This is a genomic window from Brevibacterium sp. FAM 27836, assembly GCF_051351055.1.
GTDB lineage: Bacteria > Actinomycetota > Actinomycetes > Actinomycetales > Brevibacteriaceae > Brevibacterium.
In genome coordinates, this window is the sequence record NZ_CP195711.1 from 916,837 (window position 1) to 937,085 (window position 20,249).

The 20,249-nt window shown below is 66.1% G+C and carries 20 protein-coding genes; 10 read left to right on the forward strand and 10 right to left on the reverse strand.

The window, feature by feature from the left end; genetic code table 11:
• The first annotated feature begins 60 nt into the window (after nt 1-60).
• Genes ACSE4D_RS04340 through ACSE4D_RS04365 form a run of 6 tightly spaced genes read left to right on the forward strand, consistent with a single transcriptional unit; the run spans nt 61 to nt 7,839 of the window.
• A complete protein-coding gene (locus tag ACSE4D_RS04340) occupies nt 61-1,770 on the forward strand; it encodes a TIGR04028 family ABC transporter substrate-binding protein (protein ID WP_135810894.1) in 1,710 nt (569 codons plus the stop codon).
• Nucleotides 1,767-2,864, forward strand: a complete 1,098-nt coding sequence (locus ACSE4D_RS04345; protein WP_135810895.1) for an ABC transporter permease — start codon at nt 1,767-1,769, stop codon at nt 2,862-2,864. The genes ACSE4D_RS04340 and ACSE4D_RS04345 overlap by 4 nt, the downstream gene beginning before the upstream one ends.
• Nucleotides 2,861-3,733: an ABC transporter permease gene (locus ACSE4D_RS04350; RefSeq protein WP_425119311.1), complete on the forward strand. Its 873-nt coding sequence runs from the start codon at nt 2,861-2,863 to the stop codon at nt 3,731-3,733. Before ACSE4D_RS04345 ends, ACSE4D_RS04350 begins: the two co-directional genes overlap by 4 nt.
• Nucleotides 3,730-5,424, forward strand: coding sequence for a dipeptide ABC transporter ATP-binding protein (locus tag ACSE4D_RS04355; RefSeq protein ID WP_436326691.1), 1,695 nt, complete (start codon nt 3,730-3,732; stop codon nt 5,422-5,424). The genes ACSE4D_RS04350 and ACSE4D_RS04355 overlap by 4 nt, the downstream gene beginning before the upstream one ends.
• 5 nt (nt 5,425-5,429) lie before the next feature.
• A complete protein-coding gene (locus ACSE4D_RS04360; RefSeq protein WP_436326692.1) occupies nt 5,430-6,482 on the forward strand; it encodes a putative FMN-dependent luciferase-like monooxygenase in 1,053 nt (350 codons plus the stop codon).
• 1 nt (nt 6,483) lies between these two features.
• Nucleotides 6,484-7,839 carry an alkylhydroperoxidase domain protein gene (locus ACSE4D_RS04365; protein WP_436326693.1) on the forward strand — a complete coding sequence of 452 codons (1,356 nt, stop codon included), beginning with the start codon at nt 6,484-6,486 and terminating at the stop codon, nt 7,837-7,839.
• Here ACSE4D_RS04365 and ACSE4D_RS04370 read toward each other — a convergent pair.
• Together ACSE4D_RS04370 and ACSE4D_RS04375 are read right to left on the reverse strand one after the other, a co-directional pair.
• A complete protein-coding gene (locus tag ACSE4D_RS04370) occupies nt 7,793-8,476 on the reverse strand; it encodes a class I SAM-dependent methyltransferase (protein WP_426936577.1) in 684 nt (227 codons plus the stop codon). The two genes, ACSE4D_RS04365 and ACSE4D_RS04370, sit on opposite strands and share 47 nt — an antisense overlap.
• A complete protein-coding gene (locus ACSE4D_RS04375) occupies nt 8,476-9,441 on the reverse strand; it encodes an NAD(P)/FAD-dependent oxidoreductase (protein WP_426936578.1) in 966 nt (321 codons plus the stop codon). The genes ACSE4D_RS04370 and ACSE4D_RS04375 overlap by 1 nt, the downstream gene beginning before the upstream one ends.
• Before the next feature lie 113 nt (nt 9,442-9,554).
• Here ACSE4D_RS04375 and ACSE4D_RS04380 point away from each other — a divergent pair, with 113 nt between their 5' ends.
• Complete coding sequence (locus ACSE4D_RS04380) at nt 9,555-10,151, forward strand: helix-turn-helix domain-containing protein (RefSeq protein ID WP_426936579.1); 597 nt, start codon at nt 9,555-9,557, stop codon at nt 10,149-10,151.
• 35 nt (nt 10,152-10,186) lie between these two features.
• Here ACSE4D_RS04380 and ACSE4D_RS04385 read toward each other — a convergent pair whose 3' ends face one another.
• The 6 genes from ACSE4D_RS04385 to ACSE4D_RS04410 form a co-directional block, all read right to left on the reverse strand.
• Nucleotides 10,187-10,606: a DUF779 domain-containing protein gene (locus ACSE4D_RS04385; protein WP_135537334.1), complete on the reverse strand. Its 420-nt coding sequence runs from the start codon at nt 10,604-10,606 to the stop codon at nt 10,187-10,189.
• Nucleotides 10,606-12,129, reverse strand: coding sequence for an acetaldehyde dehydrogenase ExaC (gene exaC / locus ACSE4D_RS04390; protein ID WP_436326694.1), 1,524 nt, complete (start codon nt 12,127-12,129; stop codon nt 10,606-10,608). The genes ACSE4D_RS04385 and exaC overlap by 1 nt, the downstream gene beginning before the upstream one ends.
• Before the next feature lie 192 nt (nt 12,130-12,321).
• Nucleotides 12,322-12,948, reverse strand: coding sequence for a M23 family metallopeptidase (locus ACSE4D_RS04395; protein WP_436326695.1), 627 nt, complete (start codon nt 12,946-12,948; stop codon nt 12,322-12,324).
• Complete coding sequence (locus tag ACSE4D_RS04400) at nt 12,945-13,514, reverse strand: GNAT family N-acetyltransferase (RefSeq protein ID WP_135537336.1); 570 nt, start codon at nt 13,512-13,514, stop codon at nt 12,945-12,947. The genes ACSE4D_RS04395 and ACSE4D_RS04400 overlap by 4 nt, the downstream gene beginning before the upstream one ends.
• On the reverse strand, nt 13,511-13,738 hold the full coding sequence (locus ACSE4D_RS04405) for a GNAT family N-acetyltransferase (protein WP_240689533.1): 228 nt from the start codon (nt 13,736-13,738) through the stop codon (nt 13,511-13,513). The genes ACSE4D_RS04400 and ACSE4D_RS04405 overlap by 4 nt, the downstream gene beginning before the upstream one ends.
• Complete coding sequence (locus ACSE4D_RS04410) at nt 13,708-13,878, reverse strand: hypothetical protein (protein WP_240689534.1); 171 nt, start codon at nt 13,876-13,878, stop codon at nt 13,708-13,710. Before ACSE4D_RS04410 ends, ACSE4D_RS04405 begins: the two co-directional genes overlap by 31 nt.
• 58 nt (nt 13,879-13,936) lie before the next feature.
• Here ACSE4D_RS04410 and ACSE4D_RS04415 point away from each other — a divergent pair, with 58 nt between their 5' ends.
• Nucleotides 13,937-14,146 carry a hypothetical protein gene (locus ACSE4D_RS04415; protein WP_135537337.1) on the forward strand — a complete coding sequence of 70 codons (210 nt, stop codon included), beginning with the start codon at nt 13,937-13,939 and terminating at the stop codon, nt 14,144-14,146.
• 2 nt (nt 14,147-14,148) lie between these two features.
• Here the strand turns inward: ACSE4D_RS04415 and ACSE4D_RS04420 are convergent, their stop codons facing one another.
• Nucleotides 14,149-15,219 carry an AI-2E family transporter gene (locus ACSE4D_RS04420; protein WP_135537338.1) on the reverse strand — a complete coding sequence of 357 codons (1,071 nt, stop codon included), beginning with the start codon at nt 15,217-15,219 and terminating at the stop codon, nt 14,149-14,151.
• A 94-nt stretch (nt 15,220-15,313) separates the two neighbouring features.
• Here ACSE4D_RS04420 and ACSE4D_RS04425 point away from each other — a divergent pair, with 94 nt between their 5' ends.
• Entirely contained in the window at nt 15,314-18,007 is a 2,694-nt protein-coding gene (locus tag ACSE4D_RS04425) for a M3 family metallopeptidase (protein WP_135537339.1), read from the forward strand.
• Nucleotides 17,988-18,782, forward strand: coding sequence for a queuosine precursor transporter (locus ACSE4D_RS04430; RefSeq protein WP_436326696.1), 795 nt, complete (start codon nt 17,988-17,990; stop codon nt 18,780-18,782). Before ACSE4D_RS04425 ends, ACSE4D_RS04430 begins: the two co-directional genes overlap by 20 nt.
• A gap of 198 nt (nt 18,783-18,980) precedes the next feature.
• Here ACSE4D_RS04430 and tgt read toward each other — a convergent pair whose 3' ends face one another.
• Nucleotides 18,981-20,234 carry a tRNA guanosine(34) transglycosylase Tgt gene (tgt, locus tag ACSE4D_RS04435; protein WP_436326697.1) on the reverse strand — a complete coding sequence of 418 codons (1,254 nt, stop codon included), beginning with the start codon at nt 20,232-20,234 and terminating at the stop codon, nt 18,981-18,983.
• Nucleotides 20,235-20,249: the final 15 nt, after the last annotated feature.

Genomic DNA, 20,249 nt, shown 5'->3' on the forward strand with positions numbered 1-20,249 from the left:
GTTGAACTATCACACTGACGTTTCGCAATTCCATCTCTCCGGCCCGAAGGACCTCATTCCATGACGGACGACCGTCCCGCCACCTCGACGCGCCACGCTCAGCGTCACCTCGACCGCCGATCGCTCCTCGGACTCGGTCTCGGTTTCGGCACACTGCTCACCCTCAGCGCCTGCACACCACGGGACGCCGGTTCCCTCGCGGACGGCGAACCCGTGCGCGGTGGGGTGCTCACCTACTTCGAACCGCAGACCTGGACGCTGCTCTACCCGCCGTCGGTCGGCTTCTATCCCAACGGCGGAATCATGAACAACATCTCCGCCCGCCTGCTGTGGCAGGACCCGGAGACGCTCGACCTGCACCCCTGGCTGGCCACCGAGCTGCCGGAGATCGACGCCGAGGCCAGGACCTACACCTTCACCATCCGTGAGGGAGTGACCTACTCGGACGGTTCGCCGCTGACTCCGGCGAACGTCGCGAGGAACTTCGACCTCTTCGGCCGTGGCGACGAGTCACGCACCCTGCCGGTGTCCGAACAGATCTCGAACTACGAACGCAGCGAAGTCCTTGATGACCACCGAGTGCGATTCCATTTCTCCGCCCCGTCCCCCGGCTTCGCCCAGGCGACCTCGACGATGAACGCAGGACTGCTCGCCGACTCCACCCTCACCCTCGACGCCGAAGGCTTCGGCCCCGGCGGAGCCACGCAGATCCACACCTGCGGCCCCTTCCACATCACCGCCGAGACGATCGGCACGAAGCTGTCTGTCCGCGCCCGGGAGGACTACGACTGGGCGCCCCCGCACCTGGACCATCAGGGCCGAGCCCACCTCGACGGCATCGACTACCTCGTCAACAACGAATACTCGGTGCGCATCGGAGCCGTGCTCTCCGGGCAGGCCGACGGCGTCCGCGACGTCCAGGCACCGGACGAGTCACGCGTGACCGAGCAGGGACTGCGCCTCTTCGCGAAAGCGACGAACGGGATCAACAACAGCATCAACTTCCGCTTCCGCCACGATCTGCTCGCCGATGTCGACGTCCGGCGGGCGCTCATCGCCGCCATCGACCGCCAGGAGATCGTCGACAAGCTCTTCACCCCGAACTACCCGCTGGCCACCGGGCTGCTGGCCAAGGGCGCGATGGGCTACACGGATCAGTCGGGTTCCTGGGAATACGACCCGGACAGAGCCAACCGACTCCTCGATGAGGCCGGGTGGAGCGAACGCAACGGGCAGGGCTACCGCGTCAAGGACGGGCAGCCGCTGGCCCTGACGGTGAATATCGCACTGCCGCAGCCGCGTTCGAACGAAGTCCAGACCCTCATCCAACAGCAGCTGCGTCGCGTCGGCGTGCGCCTGTCGATCAACCCCGGCGACCAATCGAAGCAGACTCTCGACGCCCTCGACCTCGATACCGTGCAGATCTACCACTCGATGGTTGCCCGTGCCGACTTCGACAACCTGCGCTCGAACTACTCCTCGGTCAACCGCGATGTCTTCCTCAACGGCGCCGACCGCACGGATGCCGCCGACGGTTCGATCGATGCGAAGGTCGACGAACTCCTCGAAGCCCTGGCCTCCGAGCCCGATCATGAGAAACGTCAGCAGGCCGCCGAGGCGGTCCAGAACTACCTCGTCGAGCAGGCCTACGTGCTGCCGTTCTTCGAGGAGCCGCAGGTCTTCGCCTTCCGCCGCCGCGTCCACGGCTTCACCACCGAACCCGTGGGCCGGCCCGACTTCTACAGCACCTGGCTGGCAGGAGAGAAATGATCCTCGACACCCGCTATCTCATCGTCCGCCTGGGCCAAGCGGTCCTGGTCCTCCTCCTCGCGTTCACCGCGGCGTTCATCCTGCTCAGCCTCATCCCCGGCGACGGCGTCACCGCCCGCTTCGCCGATCCCACGTTGGGCCTCTCCCCTGAACAGATCGCCGAGATCCGAGAGGCCACCGGCGCCGACGACTCGTGGTTCGGACGCTATATCACCAGCCTGACCGGATTCCTCACCGGCAACTTCGGCTATTCGGTCCAGACCGGCGCGGCCGTATCGACGATCATCTCCGCGGCCCTGCCCTCGACCGCGGTGCTCGCGATCTCCGGGTTCGTCACCGCCCTCGTCCTCGCCGTACTCATCGCCGTCTTCGCGACCTACGGCCCGGCCACCGGGCCGCTGTCGCGAGTGCGTCGGGTTCTCGACTCGGTGCCCAGTCTCTTCATCTCGATCCCCGTGTTCTGGCTCGGAATCCTGCTCAGCCAGGTCTTCTCCTTCCAGCTCGGAATCGTCTCGGTCGTCGATGCCGGCCCCGCCGAAGCGCTCGTGCTGCCGACCCTGACGGTGGCGGTCCCGCTCTCGGCTCCGATCGCCCAGGTGCTCATCCGCTCCATCACCGAGGTGCAGGCCTCCGGGTTCGTCAAGGTCACCACCGCGAAGGGCGCCTCCGAGCTGTGGCTCCTCGTCCACACCGTCGCCCGCAATGCGGTGCTGCCGGGACTGACGATCATCGGGCTCGTCTTCGGCGAGCTCGTCGCCGGTGCCGTGGTCACCGAAACCGTCTTCGGCCGCAACGGCATCGGACTCATCACCGCCCAGGCGGTGACCCACCGCGACAATCCGATTCTGCTGGCCGTCGTCGTCATCGCCACCTTCGGCTACGTCATCATCAACCTCATCGTCGACCTCCTCTATCCCATCATCGACGTCCGGCTGCGCTCGAAACGCAGCGTCGCCTCGGTGAGCAGGAGCCTGCGCAGTCACGACGGGCCCACACGACGGGCCCTGACGGCAACCGCGGCGAGCGTCGGCGTCGACCTCGACTGGGATGCCGATCCCGCGCCCTCCGGCGAGACGAAGGAGAAGAACGCATGAGCATCACCGATGTCTTCACTCGTGGTCAGGGTGCCGGCCCACACCGTGCCCGCGTGCACGGAGCTCGGACGCGTCCCGGGATTCCCCCGGCCACCGTCGTCTCGGCGCTGGTCCTGCTCATCGCCATCGCCTGGGCCCTCGTCCCCGGCCTGTTCACCCACTACGATCCGAACGACGGCGGGGACACTCCGGCACTGCTGGCACCGAGCCTCGAGCACTGGTTCGGCACCGACCAGACCGGTCGCGATGCCTTCACCCGCGTCGTCTACGGCGCCTCCCAATCCCTGCTGGCTGCTCTCGTGGCGGTCGGTGTCGGATTGGTCCTCGGTACGACGATCGGGCTCATCGCCGGCACCAGACGCGGCTGGCTCGATGATGTGCTCATGCGCCTCGTCGATGTGCTGCTGTCGATTCCCGCGATCCTGCTCAGCCTCTCGATCGTCGTCGTCCTCGGCTTCGGCACGATCAACGCGGCCATCGCCGTCGGCGTCACGGCGATCGCCCAATTCGCCCGTCTCGCCCGCTCCCAGGCGGTGCAGATCAACACGAGCGACTTCGTGGCCGCGGCCTACGGCTCCGGCGGCACATTCTTCTCCGTCCTCGTCCGCCACATCCTCCCGAATTCGATCTCTCCGGTGCTGTCGCTGGCGGTGCTGCAGATCGGATCCGCGATCCTCCAGATCTCAACACTCGGGTTCCTCGGCTACGGCACCCCGCCGCCGACCCCCGAATGGGGCCTCATCATCGCCGAGGGCCGCAATTTCGTGGCCACCGCATGGTGGCTGACCGTGCTGCCCGGCATCGTGGTCATGGCCATCGTGCTCGCCACCCATCAGATCGGCAACACCCTGCGAAAGGTGACATCATGACCGGGTCTTCGCTGCTGCGCATCGACGGGCTCTCCGTCGACTACACCCACCGAGGCGGCCCTTCCGTCCCGGCCGTGAGCGAGCTCGATCTCGTGGTCCGCCCCGGCTCGATGACGGCCGTGGTCGGCGAATCCGGTTCGGGGAAGTCGACGACGGCCAACGCCGTCATCGGCCTGCTCCCGTCCTCGGCGCGGGTCACGGCCGGGCGGATCCGCCTCGGCGATCTCGATCTGCTGTCGTTGGGCGCTGCCGGGTGGCGGGGTGTGCGCGGGACGCAGATCGGCTACGTCCCGCAGGACCCTGGGTCCTCGCTCAACCCGCTGCAGACCATCGGGAAGTCCGTCGCCGAGGCGCTGCGCATCCACCGTCGTGCGAACCGGGCAGAGGCCCGCGCCCAGGTCATCGAGCTGCTGGCACGGGTCGGCATCGACCGGCCGGAGAAACGGGCCGACCAGTTCCCGCATGAACTCTCCGGCGGGATGCGGCAACGGGTGCTCATCGCCGCGGCCATCGCACTGCGCCCGCGCCTGCTCATCGCCGACGAACCGACTTCGGCGCTCGATGTGACCGTGCAGAAGCAGGTCCTCGACCTTCTCGACCAGCTGCGGGCCGAGACCGGGATGGGCGTCCTCTTCATCACCCACGACCTCGCCGTCGCCGGGGAGCGAGCCGACGAACTCGCCGTCATGCACGGCGGGCTCATCGTCGAGTCGGGCCCGGCCGGTCGGGTCTTCTCCCACCCCTCCACCGAGTACGCCTCCCGCCTCATCACCGATGCCCCAGCCCTGCAGACGAAGGCCCGCCCTGCCCTCGCCGAGGCGGCCGCGCGGTCTGCACACCCGTTCGTCTCCGTCGAATCACTCACCCACGTCTTCGACCGCACCGGGGATCAGGTCTCCGGTGTCGAAGACGTGGACTTCACGGTGGCCCGCGGCACCACCCACGGCATCGTCGGCGAATCGGGTTCGGGCAAGACGACCACGGGCAAGGCCCTGGCCGGTTTCCTCACACCCCAGTCCGGGCAGCTGCGCATCGGCGACTTCGACGCCGCCGAGTTCGGGCGGGGCCGTCCCTCCCGGCAGCGGCGGCGAGAGTTCCGGCGCACCGTCCAGCTCGTGCATCAGAACCCGTTCTCCGCGCTCGATCCCAAGCATTCGATCCGCTCGACCCTGACAGAGCCTCTGCGCAACTTCCGCCTCGGCGATCGCACCTCCCGGCCCCGGCTCGTCGCCGAGGCGATGGACCGGGTGGCGCTGCCGGCTGACTTCCTCGACCGCCGTCCCGCCGAACTCTCCGGCGGGCAGCTGCAGCGGGTCGCGATCGCCCGTGCCCTCATCGTCGAACCCGAGCTCGTCGTCTTCGATGAAGCGGTTTCGGCTCTCGATGTCACCGTGCAGGCACAGATCCTCACCCTGCTCGACGATCTGCAGAGCCAGCTCGACCTCACCTACGTCTTCATCTCCCACGACCTCGCCGTCATCCGTCAGATCGCTGATACGGTATCCGTGATGTCGCGCGGGCATCTCATGGAGACCGGCCCGACCGAGGAGATCTTCGCCCGCCCGCGCACGTCCTACACGCGGAGTCTGCTCGACGCGATCCCCCGTCCCGCGACACTGTCGTCGGACTCACCACCCGCGGACGATCGACCGCTCACCCCGACCCTGCTCACCACGGCAGCAGAAAGCTGAGACCCATGACCAGTCACCCCACCGACCATCAGGCGACGGGCCCGAAGCTCGGATTCTTCACCCGCCTGCTCGAGGACGCCCCGGCCGCGCAACGCTACCGCTTCGCCCTCGAGCAGATCGAGACGGCCGAGGACTTCGGCTTCCATTCCGCCTGGGTCGCTCAACACCACTTCTCCGCGACCGAAGGCGGCCTCCCCTCCCCGCTCGTCTTCCTCTCCCACGCAGCCGCCCGAACCCGTCGGATCCGACTGGGCACCGCGATCATCACCTTGCCGATGGAGAATGCGGTCCGTGTGGCCGAAGACGCCGCCGTCCTCGACGAACTCTCGGTCGGACGGCTCGAGATCGGCCTGGGGTCGGGCGGAAATCCGAAGTCCTTCCCCGCCTTCGGCACGAGCTTCGAGGAACGTCGGGAGACGTTCGCCGACAATCTCGCGACCCTGCGCACCCTGTTCGCCGGCGGGCCGCTTCCCACCGCACACCGGCTCTACCCCGCCTCGAGTGCCGACCGGGCGAATCTCGACCGGCGACTGTGGCAGGCGACCTTCTCTTCGGGCGGGGCCGGGGCGGCCGGTGCCGCCGGGGACGGGCTTATGCTCTCGCGGACGCAGCCGCGCCCGCAGGACGATCCCGGGGCCCGCCTCGACGAGGTGCAGCTGCCCGTCATCGACACCTATCTCTCCCAGCTGCCCGACGGGGTCGAACCGCGCATCCTCGCCTCCCGCACTGCTGTGGTCGCCGATGCCGCAGACCTGCCGCGGCTGCGAGAGATCACTGAACCGGCGCTGCGGGCCGAGGCCGACCGCCTCGTCGGCTATGGCACCTCAGGGCTGAGCCTCGACGAGCTCCTCGAGGCCACCGACACCTTCCTCGGCACGCCCGAGCAGGTGAGCGAACGGCTCCACCGTGACCGCGTTCTCGACCGGGCCACGGACGTCAGTTTCCAGGTGCATTCGGTGCCGGCGACGAATGAGACCGCTCTGCGATCGATCGAACTGCTCGCCACCGAGGTGGCCCCCGCCCTGGGGTTCGCCGTGACCAAGGAGCGGGTGCACTGAGATGGCCGACATCATCAACCTCCTCGCGGGGATCGCCGCGGACGATCCTCTCGATGCCCTCCGTGACCACCGGGCCCAGGCCAAGGAGAACGCACAGCTGAGCTTCGAAGCGCTGCTCGAACCGGCTGATCCGGCCGAAGTGAGCTACCGCGACCGCTACGCGGTCGCTGCCTTCACTGCAGGCCTGCTCGGGGCTCCGCGCGCCGAGGAGTTCTACCGTGATCTGCTCCGCGATGAAGACGAGTCCGCGTCGTGGGCGGTCGCCGAACTCCTCGACGATGCGACCGCGACTGCGGGTGCGGCTGCGGGGCCCGGCCCGGACGACGAGTCCGATTCGGCTGCGATGTCCGGCGTGCACGGACCGTACGGCATCTACGAATCCTCGGCTCTGGCACAGGAGAGCGTCCCGGGTCCGTGGCTCGCCGCGCGAGAGGCGACGGCGGACCGTCTCGGCGAGAAGCTTGTGGCCGGACTCGAATTCGCTCATCTGCTCGTGCTCCATCCGCGCGATTGCCGTCCCGGGCATCTCGCGCTCCTGCTCGAGGCGGGATGGGACGAGGACGGCATCGTCACCCTCGCCCAGCTCGTGTCGTTCCTCAATTTCCAGATCCGCATCAGCACCGGTCTGGCAGCACTGACCAGTGCGACTCCGACGCCGGACGTTCCCGCACCTCGGACTCCGGGCTCGTCGGACGACACCTCCACCTCGGCACAGGTGGAGCGGGCACTGAGCCACGTCGGGGACCGGGTGAAGACCCATCCGACTCTCAAACGGCCCGAGCTGTTCCAGCAGGCCGGGCTCGGCTGGGTGCCGTGGATCGCCCCCGTCGCCGAGGCGGATCTCACCGATGCCCAACGTGATGCCCTTGTCGAGGCGGGACGGGCGAAGAACCCCTATTTCCGTCTCCTCGCCCGCGATCCGGCAGCGTTGAAAGCGCGCACGCTGACCGATTTCGACATCTTCTTCAACACCACTGACGGTGTGGGTCGGGCCGAACGCGAACTCGCGGCCACTGCGGCCTCGCGGCTCAACGGCTGCCTCTTCTGCGCCTCGATCCACGCGGATCGGGCCACCGAGGAATCGGGCCGATGGGATCTCGTGCAGCGGCTGCTCGATGAGGGCATCGGTACGACGTCCCGCCTCGGCGATCCGGTGTGGGATGCCGTCGTCGATGCCTCGGTTGCGCTCACACTGACCCCGCAGTCCTTCGGACCCGATCACGTTGCCACGCTGCGTCAGGCCGGGCTCGACGACGCGGACATCATCGATGTCCTCGGCTGCGCGGCGTTCTTCAACTGGGCGAATCGCCTCATGCTCTCGCTCGGTGAGCCGGAGCTGCTGAAGCCGGGGAAGTGAGACGGACGACGACATCGTCGACGGTGGTCGGGTGACCGCTGGGGCCGAGGATCGTCCGTCGGGATTCCTCGGCGGTCATGACCGTCCATTCGTCAGGGTCGAAGCGGGCCGTGATGGAGGCGGCGGTCGCTGAGGCCTCGACCGGCGGCGCGGTATGCCCGTGCTCGTCGTGGTTGTGGTTCTTCGGACTCTGGCCGTGGTCGTGATGGAGGTGGCCGACGATGAGCAGGGTTCCGCCCGGTGCCACCCAGGACGCGATCCGGTCGTAGAACTCCCGCTGCGGAATCGCCGGGTGCGCGTAGTGGGTGGTGACGAGGTCGAACCGGGTCTCCGGCTGCCAAGCGGACAGGTCTGCCCGGACCCAGCGGATGTGGCGCTCCAGTCCGAGGGCCGCAGCCCGGTCCTGAGCCGTGTCCAAGGCCGTGTCGGAGATGTCCGCGCCGGTGACATTCCACCCCTGGCTCGCGAGCCAGAGCGCTTCCGTGCCGGCTCCGCAACCTGCGTCGAGCGCGGTTCCCGGTTCGAGTTCGCTGACTTGGTCGATCAGGTGCGGATTCGGGTCCCCGGAGCTCATCATCGCCCCGCGCTCTCCGCTCCAGGTGCCTTCCCAGTAGTCCTTGTCGAATGAGTGCGTCATCAGCCGACCCTTCCTGCTCGGCGAGCCTCCAGCTGCTCCACGGCCAAGTCGAGGTCCTCGTTGATGAGAATGGAGTTGATGTGCTGGGCGGCGAGCGCTCCTGCGGCCGCGGCTCCACTGACCTGAGCGCCGATGTCGGTGGCGTTGCCGGCCGCCCAGACTCCGGGCATCGCGGTCTGTCCGAAGGCGTCGGTCTCGATGAACGCGCCGGCCGGGTGCGAGGTGGGTTCGAGGCCGATGCCGGAGAACAGCTCTGATCGGGCGACCATCGGCGTGGCCACGACGGCGGCATCGACGGCGACGACATTCCCGTCGTCGAGACGCACGCCAGTGAGGCGGTCCTCGACGATCTCGAGACTGTCGATGCCGCCGTCGATGACGGGAATGTCGAGAGCCTCGAGTTTCGTCTGCTCGTCCTCGGTCAGCCTGTGGTCGCCGGCGAAGAGCATGACATTCGCACTCCACTGTCGGAACAGGAACGCCTTGTGGACTGCCATCGGATCGGTGACCAACACTCCGATGCGGCTGTCGCGGACCTCCCAGCCGTGGCAGTACGGGCAATGGAGCACTCCGTGTCCCCACTGTTCGCGCACCCCGGGGATCGCGGGCAGCTCGTCGACCAGCCCGGTCGCGATGAGCAGGGTCCTGCTCCTGATCGGACCGGCTCCGCGCAGAGTGAGTGTGAACCCGGTGTCATCACGCGTGACGCCGATGACCTCGTCATCGACGATCTCCCCGCCGTATCCGCGGACCTCCTCACGTCCCCGCGCCAGCAGCCGGTCGGGGCGGATGCCTTCGTGGCCGAGCAGCCCGTGGACCGCTTCTGCCGGTGCGTTGCGGGGCTGTCCCGCATCGACGAGTGTCACCGCCCGACGTGCGCGGACCAGGGTCAGTGCGGCGCTCAGTCCTGCCGCTCCTGCTCCAATGATGACGACGTCTCGGAGCGCGTCGGTGTCTTCTGCCATGATCTCGTCCTCCCGATCGTTCCGGGACCGCCGCTCTGGCGCCCGGATGTTCCGATCATGACGAGACCTGAGCGGTATTGCAATTGGATTTTCCGAATGGCAAACTCAGGGTCATGGATGATCCGATGAATCGCACTCTCGATGCCGTGGGGCCACGGCTGAAGCAGCTGCGTCAGCGCCGCGACATCACGTTGAGTGACCTTGCCGCCGAGACGGGAATCTCGATCAGCACACTGTCTCGGCTCGAAGCCGGCCACCGACGCCCCACGCTCGAACAGCTGCTGCCCCTGGCACGCGCCTTCGGAGCCACTCTCGACGAACTCGTCGACGCCCCGCCGACCGGCGACCCGCGCGTGAATATGCGCCCGATCCCTACCCGCGACGGGCGGACGATCCTTCCGCTGACACGACGGGCGGGAGGCATCCAGGCCTACAAGTTCATCCTCCCTGCCGGATCAGACGATGCCGAGCCCGAGCTGCGCACCCATGAGGGCTACGACTGGGCGTTCGTCCTCAACGGTCGGCTCCGGCTCGTCCTCGGAGAGCACGACCTCATTCTCGAGCCCGGGGAGGCCGCAGAGTTCGACACCCGCACCCCGCACTGGTTCGGAGCCACCAGCTCAGGGCCGGTCGAGTTCCTCAGCCTCGTCGGCAAGCAGGGCGAACGCGCCCACGTCAGGGCGGCTCCGAAGCGGGCCGACTCCGTGTAGCGTGGGCGCCCGCCCGCTTGCTCCCGAGTCTCAGCTCAGGCGACGTCCATGAGCGTCGAGCGGATGATGAAGCGGTTGCCCGTCGGTGATTCGACGCTGAAGCCGCCTCCTCGTCCCGGCACCACATCGATGGTCAGATGCGTGTGCTTCCAGTACTCGAACTGCTCGGTCGACATCCAGAAGTCCAGTCCGGCCTTCTCGGAATCTTCGATGGGCAATTCGAAGTGGCCCAGCAGCACGTCGGCCTCCGACGTGAGGAAGTCCCCTTCGGGGAAGCACATCGGCGACGATCCGTCACAGCATCCGCCGGACTGATGGAACATGAGCTGCCCGTGCTTGTCGACGAGGCCGGCGAGCAGGTCGACGGCGGCTTGAGTCATCGCCACTCGCGATCTCCCTTCGCCTTCGATCGTCGGTGTCGATTCGAGAACGGCTGTTTCGGCTGTATCACTCATCAGAAGAATCCTTGTGCGCTTTCGGAGTAGCTGACCAGCAGGTTCTTCGTCTGCTGGTAGTGGTCGAGCATCATCTTGTGGTTCTCGCGGCCGATGCCCGAGGACTTGTATCCGCCGAAGGCCGCGTGGGCCGGGTAGGCGTGGAAGTTGTTCACCCACACACGGCCGGCTTGGATGTCACGTCCGGCCCGGTAGGCGGTGTTGCCGGTACGCGACCAGACTCCGGCACCGAGGCCGTAGAGGGTGTCATTGGCGATCGAGATCGCATCGTCGTAGTCGGAGAACGAAGTCAGGGCGACGACCGGACCGAAGATCTCCTCCTGGAAGACACGCATCGTGTTCGTGCCTTTGAAGATCGTCGGCTGGATGTAGAAGCCGCCGGCGAGGTCTCCGTCGAGTTCGGCCTTGTCGCCGCCGATGAGCACCTCGGCGCCTTCGTCTCGGCCGATCTTGAGGTAGGACATGATCTTCTCGAACTGGTCGTTCGAGGCCTGTGCACCGACCTGGGTGTCGGTGTCGAGCGGATTGCCCTGCTTGATGGCGCGTACGCGTTCGACGCCGGCGGCCACGAAGTCGTCGAAGATCGAGTCCTGGACGAGCGCACGGGATGGGCAGGTGCAGACCTCTCCCTGGTTGAGCGCGAACATCGCGAATCCTTCGAGGGCTTTGTCCCGGTAGCTGTCATCGGCGTCCATGACGTCGTCGAAGAAGATGTTCGGTGACTTGCCGCCGAGCTCCAGGGTCACCGGGATGATGTTCTGCGAGGCGTACTGCATGATCAGTCGACCGGTCGTCGTCTCACCGGTGAACGCGACCTTGCGAATGCGCTTGTTCGACGCCAGGGGCTTTCCGGCCTCGACTCCGAAGCCGTTGATGATGTTGAGGACTCCGGCCGGCAGCAGGTCACCGATGAGTTCGGCGAGGACGAGGATCGACGCCGGAGTCTGCTCCGCAGGTTTGAGGACGACGCAGTTGCCGGCGGCGAGCGCCGGGGCCAGCTTCCAGGTCGCCATGAGCAGGGGGAAGTTCCAGGGGATGATCTGTCCGACGACGCCGAGGGGTTCCTGGAAGTGGTAGGCGACGGTGTCGTCGTCGATCTGCGAGATTCCGCCCTCCTGCGCCCTGATCGCCGAGGCGAAATAGCGGAAGTGGTCGACGGCCAGCGGCAGGTCCGCGGCCAGCGGTTCGCGGATGCCCTTGCCGTTGTCCCAGGTCTCGGCGACGGCGAGCATCTCGAGGTTGTTCTCGATCCGGTCGGCGATCTTGAGAAGGATGTTCGCCCGCTCCGTGGTCGAGGTCTTGCCCCAGGCTGGGGCCGCCGCCCAGGCTGCGTCGAGGGCGGTCTCGACATCGTCTACCGTGGAGCTGGGGATCTCTGTGAACACCTGTCCGGTGACGGGGGTGATGTTCTCGAAGTAGTTGCCGTCCTTCGGCGGCACCCACTCTCCGCCGATGTAGTTCTCATAGCGCGATTTGAACGTGATGAGAGAACCGTCGGTTCCGGGTGCTGAGTAGACTGCCATGACACTCCTTCGTGTGAGTCCATCCGCTCGGATTCCTCTGTCACGCCCGATGCACTGACCGGCGTCCACCGAGACGATGGATAACGTCCTCTCACCATAGGCCGGACTGTCCGACGGGACAATAGGTCGGCGGTTCTCGGCAGAGAGTTCGTCCGCAGGCAGAACGGTGCTCTGCACGTGTCTCCTCGCGCCTCAGACCGCGATGATCGAACCGTTTGAGGGCAGGGACCCTCTGAACGAAATTCGCCGAGCGGCGGCCCGCTCGATATCGGGGCCGTCGAGCGCTTGAACGTGCAGATGAGGTTCCGTGCTGTTGCCCGAGTTTCCGCAGCGGCCGATCTCCTGACCGGCCTGCACATCCTGACCCGGTCGAACCCGAGCACTGCCCCGCTGCAGATGGCACAGAGCCACGATTCCACCGGAGCTCTTGATCATCACATGGTTTCCGGCCAGCGCCCGCCACCCCGCTTCGGCACGCCTGCGCTGAGTCAGCGCATAGCCGAGTGAGGGCAGGCCCCGATAGGCAGGATGATCGAATTCGGAATCGTGGACGGTCAGCACCGTCCCATCGGTCGGGGCGAGCACGGAACGGCCGAAGCCTGTGAAATTCTCTGGAGGCTCAGACCGCACCAGCGATCCGAGAGTGAAGACCGCCGACCTCCCTGCGTCGTCGACCGGTACGAAGTCGATGCTGAAGGAGGTCGCGAACATCGTTGTACCATGACTCGGCACGCGATCGGCCGGGCTGTTCTGTACCAGCCAACGACCGGTGAAGGGGAACTCCAGGTCGAGACTTGCCGCTTCCATCGGATCCGTCATCGTCCGCGTCCAGTTCGCCGAATGGCAGCATAGAGAACCATATCCCTGCGCTCCCTGCCGATCATCTGATGGCCTGCCAGCACGCCTTCTCGCACGTAACCGGCGTGTTCTGCCGTTCGCAGTGACGAGACATTCCACGGTTCTATGAAGAGTGTGACTCTGTACAGACCAGGAATCGTCCACGCGAATTCGGTCAGCAGTGCCAGCGCCTCGCTCGCAAGTCCCTGTTTCCTCTGCGAAGGAACGATCGCATACCCTGCAGTCGCGCGCCCTTCCCCCAGCTCCTTCAGCCACAAGCCGCAATGACCGACAGCGTCGTCATCCGTCCGTCTGGCTATCGTGAATGAGAAACCGGTTCCCTCGCGATTCCTCTTCTGCTGGCGACTCAGCCACGCCTTCGCCTGCTGCTCCGTCGCGCAGCTCGGCAGCGATCCCGTCAGAGGCACATAGGGATCGGTCGAGAGTTCACGCGCCATTGCACTGTCTCGCGCTTCCACCGCTCGCAGGCGAACTCGACCACGAGCAGGAGACGTCGCCGGCCAGGGCGGAATTGCGGAGCTCGTCATATCAGCGGCTTGACCATGATCAGGCAGGGCGTGCTTTCGCCCCACAGGTCGGTCTCCTCGAGCGAAATGAATCCCGCCGTCTCGTAGAAGTGCCGGGTTCGCGCATAGTTCGCATCGCTGTGCGAAAACCCGAGAGTCTTCACTTGCAGCAATTTCACCCCACGCTTCCGGGCATCGGCACTGATCGCCCGCATCATCGCCGTCCCGACCCCCGCACCGTCCATGTCTCCATGGTGCGTGCCTCGTCGATGTATTCTGCATTCGATTCGGGCCTGCCGAACCATTCCGGCACGGTCGCAAGCAGACGCTCCACATCCTCGGGGACCGCTTCGTCGCGGTGTGCCGCCCATCGTGTCTGAGCCATGATCCCCATCTTAGGTGCGACACAGAACCGTCAACTCTGCGTTGTTAGACTCACGTCCATGAGTGAGCCCCAAAGCCCCGTCCTCCGTCTGATCCCGTATCTCGCGGCGATCACCGCGGCCGTCTTCATCACACTGCCGCGTCTCGGCGGCGACGGGGATCTGCTCATCAACCTCGTCTTCGGGGCCGTGGCGTATTTCGCCGCGTACTACATCGTCAAGCTCATCATCCACGTCATCGTCACCCGCATCGACGATGATCCTTCCTGACCCTACTTCTTCGCCTGCGCGGGCACGACGACCTTGCGGATGACGATGAGCGCCGAGGCGGCCACCGGCACCGCGACGACCGCACCGAGCACACCGCCGAGGGTTCCGCCGGCGATCGCTGCGATGATGACGAGCGCTCCGGGCACGTCGACAGCGGCCTTCATGATGCGCGGGCTGAGCAGATAGGCCTCGACCTGCATGTAGACGAGGTAGTAGATGCCTGCGGCGATGCCGAGCCCCGGCGAGACCATGAGGCACGATGCCGTGATGATGATCGCACCCGCGATTGGGCCGACGAGCGGAATGAGCGAGGCGAGGAACGCGATGAAGGCGAGCAGCGCCGGCAGGGGCGCGCCGATGATGGACAGGAAGATCGCCGAGCACACACCGTTGACGATTCCCAGGGACAGCTGGCCGAGGACGTAGCGTCCGATGGAGCGGGTGACCTCCTCGGTGACGGATTCGACCGTCGGCCGCGAGGAGGCCGCAACCAGGGAGAACATTGCGGATTTGATCGTCGGCATCGTCACGGCGAAGTAGATGGTGAGGATGACGACGATGATCACGCCGGTGAGGAAACTGAGGATCCCCGCCCCGATCGACACGACACCGCCGCCGACGGAGAGCACATTCTTCGGATCCGAGACCCATGCGCCGATGTTCGCAAACACCGCATCGATGTCGATCGCACCGGTGAACTGCTTTTCGAGTTCCGTCACCCACCCCGTCGCCGCGAGGTTCGCCACGATCCCGGGCAGATCCGCGATGAACGTCTGGATCTGACTGATCACGGCCGGGGCGATTAGCAGCGCCACCCCGACGACGATGAGGATGAAGGCTGCGACGACGATGAGGACCGCCAGCGAGCGCGGCACCTTGCGTGCGACGAACCACTGCACGATCGGGTCGAGTCCGAGGGCGAGGAACAGTGCCAGACCGACGTAGATGAGCAGGGTTGCCACGGACTGCAGCGCCGTCATCAGCGCGATCGCCAGTCCCACACCCAGAGCGCCGGTGAAGCCGACCCGGAATGCGTTGTTGAGTGTCAGGGATTTGCCCTGCCCAGTGCCCATGACCTCAAGTGTAACCAGCGATCATGCGCCGGTCGGCACTCTCACGTTAGGATCGGCTGGAGACCCCAACCGTAGAGAAAGTGGTATGTCGAGAATGAACGCAGAACCGAACAGCATCGATGTCTGGGAGGCGTTCCTCGACCCGCAGGGCGACTATTCGCTGCCCGACTTCACCGCGGTGACCCCGGAGGCCCTGTTGACCGCGGTTCACACGGCGACCGATTTCGCCCGCGCCGAGGTGGCCGCCATCATCGCTGATGAAGCGGAGTCCACGTTCTTCTCCACCACCGTGAGGTTCGAGTCCGCGTCCGTGCCGATGACCCGCATCGCCTCCGTGGCCGCGGCCGTCGAGTCGAATCATCTGCGTCCTGAACTCACCGACGCCATCGCCGAGGTGTGGGAGGTCCTGTCCGCGACCCGCACCGAGATCCTGCTCGACGTCGACCTCTTCCACCGGATCGAACAGGTCTCGGTCACCGACCTCAACCCCGAGGACAAACGGCAGCAGGAGCTCACCGTCGAACTCTTCGTCCGGGCCGGTGCCCGCCTCGGCGAGGAGGGCCGGGAGCAGATGGCCACGATCGCGGCGGAACTGACCACGCTGGAGAACTCCTTCTCCCGCGCCCTGCAGCTCGATACACGGGAACTGGCCGTCCACCTCGGCGAGGTCGAAGCCCTGGCCGGGATGAACGAGGACCAGATCGCGGCAGCGGCGACTCGCGCGAACGAGCGCGGGGTCGACGGCTACCTGCTGCCGCTGAACAACTTCACGCAGCAGATCGTGCTCGAATCCCTCAACACGGCGCAGACCCGTCGGCACGTGCTGAACAATTCGATGGCCCGCGGGTCCCGCGGCGGCGACGGGGACACCCGCACCCAGGTCGCTGACACCACGGCGCTGCGCGCCCTGCAGGCGCACCTGCTCGGATACCCCTCGTATTCGTCGTTCGCCATCGACAATCAGACCGCAGGCAACCCCGATGCCGCCGCGGACATCGTCTCTTCCCTCATCAATGCCGCGAATGCCCAACTCGATGAGGAGCTCGCGCAGGTCAAGGACCGCTACGGCCTCGAAGCCGTCGCAGCCGAGGACGTCAAGCACTATCTGGCGAAGTTCCGGGCCGATGAATTCGGCATCGACCCCGACGAAGTGGCTAAGTACTTCGAGTTCGACACCGTGCTCACCGAAGGAGTCTTCCGCGCCGCGACCGGTCTCTACGGCATCACCTTCGCCCCTTATGACGGAGTCCGTGCCTGGCACGAGGATGTCCGCGCCTTCGAAGTCACCGATACCACCGAACGCCCCCTGGGCCTGGTGCTCATCGACCCGTATGCCCGAGATACGAAGCGCGGCGGCGCCTGGATGGACCAGCTGGTTCCGGCCTCCCGCCTGACGGGGCTGCTGCCGGTCGTCACTCTCTCGCTCAACCTCGCCAAGCCGGGACAGGGACGGCCCACCCTGCTCAACCCGACCGAGCTGACGACCTTCTTCCACGAATTCGGCCATGTCCTCCACGGACTGTTCGCGAACTCGACATACCCGTCGACGGCGGGTACCGCGGTACCGCGCGACTATGTCGAGTTCCCCTCCCAGCTCAACGAGATGTGGCGCTTCCACCCGCAGGTCCTCCCCCACTTCGCCAAGCACGTCGACACGGGTGAGCCGATGCCGGCCGAACTCGTCGACGCCCTCATCGCCAGTGAGAAGTTCGGGCAGGGCTTCGACACGATCGAATACCTCGCCGCGGCCATGCTCGACCTGTCCTGGCATTCGCTCGAAGCCGGCGAGCACATCACCGATGTGCTGTCCTTCGAATCCGAAGTGCTTGCCGCTGCCGGGTTCTCCCCGCTCGTTCCGCCGCGCTACCGGTCGACGTACTTCGGGCACATCTTCGCCTCCGGTTATGCATCCGGCTACTACTCCTACCTCTACTCCGAGGTCATCGCCGCCTGGGTGAGCGAATGGTTCGACGAGCAGGGCGGGCTCAGCCGCGAGGCCGGCGATGCCTTCCGCGAGGCCATTCTCGCTCCCGGCTATTCGGTCGACCCGATGTCGGCGATCGAACGCTTCTTCGGCACCCGCCCCGATGTCGGCCCGCTCCTGCGCCGCCGCGGACTCGCCGAACCCGTGACCGAGGCCGAGGCAGAGACCGAGGTTGAGGCTGAAGGTACTGAAGCGGATGCGAACGCGGAGGCCGGCGCGGGAACGGGTGCGAGCCTCGGCGCGGAATCGGTGGGTGAGTCGGACCCCGCCGAGGAGGTCACTGCCGAGTCCGGGCCCGGAGCCGCCTCGTCGAGCGGGGAGACGAAGATCCACCCCAACCATGAGGCGGTCGCGGCCGATCTCGTCGCCGCGGGCATCGAACCGCGCATCGAAATCTTCACCGAATCGACGCCGACCGCGGCGACCGCAGCCGAAGCTCTGGGTATCGAGGTCGGGGCGATCGCGAACAGCCTCATCTTCTCCGCGGCCGGTTCCCCGGTGCTCATCATGGCCTCGGGAGCCCACCGCGTCGACACCGCGCATGTGGCGTCACTCATCGGAGTCGACTCGCTCGACCGGGCGAGCAAGGAACTCGTCCGTGAGGCGACCGGTCACGTCATCGGCGGTGTCGCCCCCTGCGGTCATCCGGGCCCGATTCCCACTTTCGTCGATGTCACGCTCAAGGATTATCCTGTTCTCTGGGCCGGCGCGGGGACGCCGAATTCGATGATGCCCCTGACGTATGAGCAGCTGCTCACCGTCACGGGAGGGAAGGAAATCACCGTTGTCGCAGAAGAGTCCTGAGGCGGAGTCTGGGCGCTCGGCGTCGGAGTCCGAACGTTCCGAAGCGGAGTCTGGGCAGCCGGGTCGAGCAGTCGACTCGGCGGACACCGACACCACCTCCGCTGCACGCTTCGCAGCTTTCGCTTCCTCTCGGGGCCGCTACTATGCGGTCTTCCTCGCCGTGTTCTGCGCGGTGCTCATCATCTCGAACATCTCGGCCACGAAGGTCATCGGCTTCGGTCCGATCGTCACCGACGGCGGCGCTTTCCTCTTCCCCATCGCGTACATCCTCGGCGATGTGATCAGCGAGGTGTACGGCTTCAAAGCCGCCCGCAAGGCTGTGATCACCGGATTCGGCCTGCAGATCCTCGCGACCTTCGTGTTCTGGCTCGTACTCATCTCCCCACCGGGGCCCGGCTATGAGAATCAGGAAGCCTTCGCCGCGGTGCTCGGCTTCTACCCGCGCATCGTCGCGGCCTCGCTCGTCGGGTACTTCGTCGGCCAGCTGCTCAATTCGTGGGTGCTCGTGGCCGTGAAGAAGCGGATGGGCGAGTCGAAGCTGTGGGTGCGGCTGCTGACCTCGACGGGTGTCGGCGAGTTCGTCGATACGCTGCTGTTCTGCGTCATCGCCTTCGCCGGAGTCATCCCGGGCCTCGACTTCCTCAACTACATCATCGTCGGCTTCGTCTACAAGGTCGCCGTTGAGATCATCTTCCTGCCCGTCACCTACCGGGTCATCAAACTCGTCAAACGCCACGAACCCAGTTACGAGCTCGACCCCGCCGACGCTCACTGAGGCGTCACCCGCCGCATTCCGGCCGGCGCTCACTGAGGCGTCGTCCGCCGCATTCCGGCCCGCGCCCGTCGCGTTCTGGCTGGCACCCGAGGCTCAGGTCACGCGAAAGTCGAAAAAGTCGTCGCCAGCGGCGTTGTTTTCGAGTTTCGCGTGACCTGAGACGCTGAAGCCCTGCTGGCCACGGCTGCCGGACCCAAGCTACTTCGAGTAATAGCGGCCGAGGACCTCGGACTCGAGTTCGTCGAAGCGGCCATCGATCATCGCCTGCCGGATGTCGGCGACGAGTGAGACGACGAAGTGCTCGTTGTGGATCGTGCACAGCGTGGAGAAGAGCATCTCCTTCGCCTTGTACAGGTGGCGCAGGTAGGCTCGTGAGTAGTTCTGACACGTGTAGCACGAGCAGTCGGGGTCGAGCGGGCCGAAGTCTCTGCGGTACTTCGCCCCGGTGAGGTTGTACCGCCCATCGCGGGTGTAGATCGCAGCGTTGCGGGCCACGCGGGAGGGTGAGACGCAGTCGAAGGTGTCGGCACCGGTCTTGATCGCTTCGAACAGGTCATCGGGTTCGGAGATGCCCAGCAGATGCCGAGGCTTGTTCTCCGGCAGCTCCTCGCACACCCACCGGATGATGATGCCGAGGTTCTCCTTCTCCAGTGCCCCGCCGATGCCGAAACCGTCGAAGTCCATGGCCCCCAGGTCCCTGGCGGCCTTGCGCCGCAGGTCTTCGTACTGCGCACCCTGGAGCACCCCGAAGAGCGCCTGATAGGGCCGGTGCGAACGCTCCTCGGTGAGCCGGAAGTGCTCGTCGATGCAGCGGATCGCCCACTGTCGAGTCCGTTCGAGCGATTCCTCCTGGTAGCCGCGGGTGTTGACGAGCGTGGTCAGCTCGTCGAAGGCGAACATGATGTCGGCACCGAGCTCGTGCTGCACCCGCATCGAGATCTCCGGCGTGAAGCGGTGCATCGACCCGTCGAGATGCGATTTGAACGTCACCCCGTCATCGTCGACGTTCGACAGCCTTTCCTTGCCCACGGCCACGAGTTCGTCGTTCTGCACCCCCGTCGACTCCATCGAGATGACCTTCTTGAACCCCGAACCGAGGCTCATCACCTGGAATCCGCCGGAGTCGGTGAACGTCGGCCCCGGCCAGTTCATGAACTTGCCGAGTCCTCCGGCCTCGTCGATGAGGTCCGAACCGGGCTGCAGATACAGGTGATAGGCGTTGGCGAGCACCGCCTGCCCGCCGAGCTCGGCGACCTCGTCTGGGCGGACGGCCTTGACCGTGGCCTTCGTGCCGACCGGAATGAAGGCGGGAGTCTGAATGTCTCCGTGCGGAGTGCGGAGGAGCCCGGTGCGTCCACCCGTGTCCATGCGGGTACCCACCTCGAAGCCGAACTGCGAACGGTCGTTGATGGGCGCAGTCTCGGATGCTGCCGGAGATTCGTCTGTAGTCACCGGACAAGCTTAACT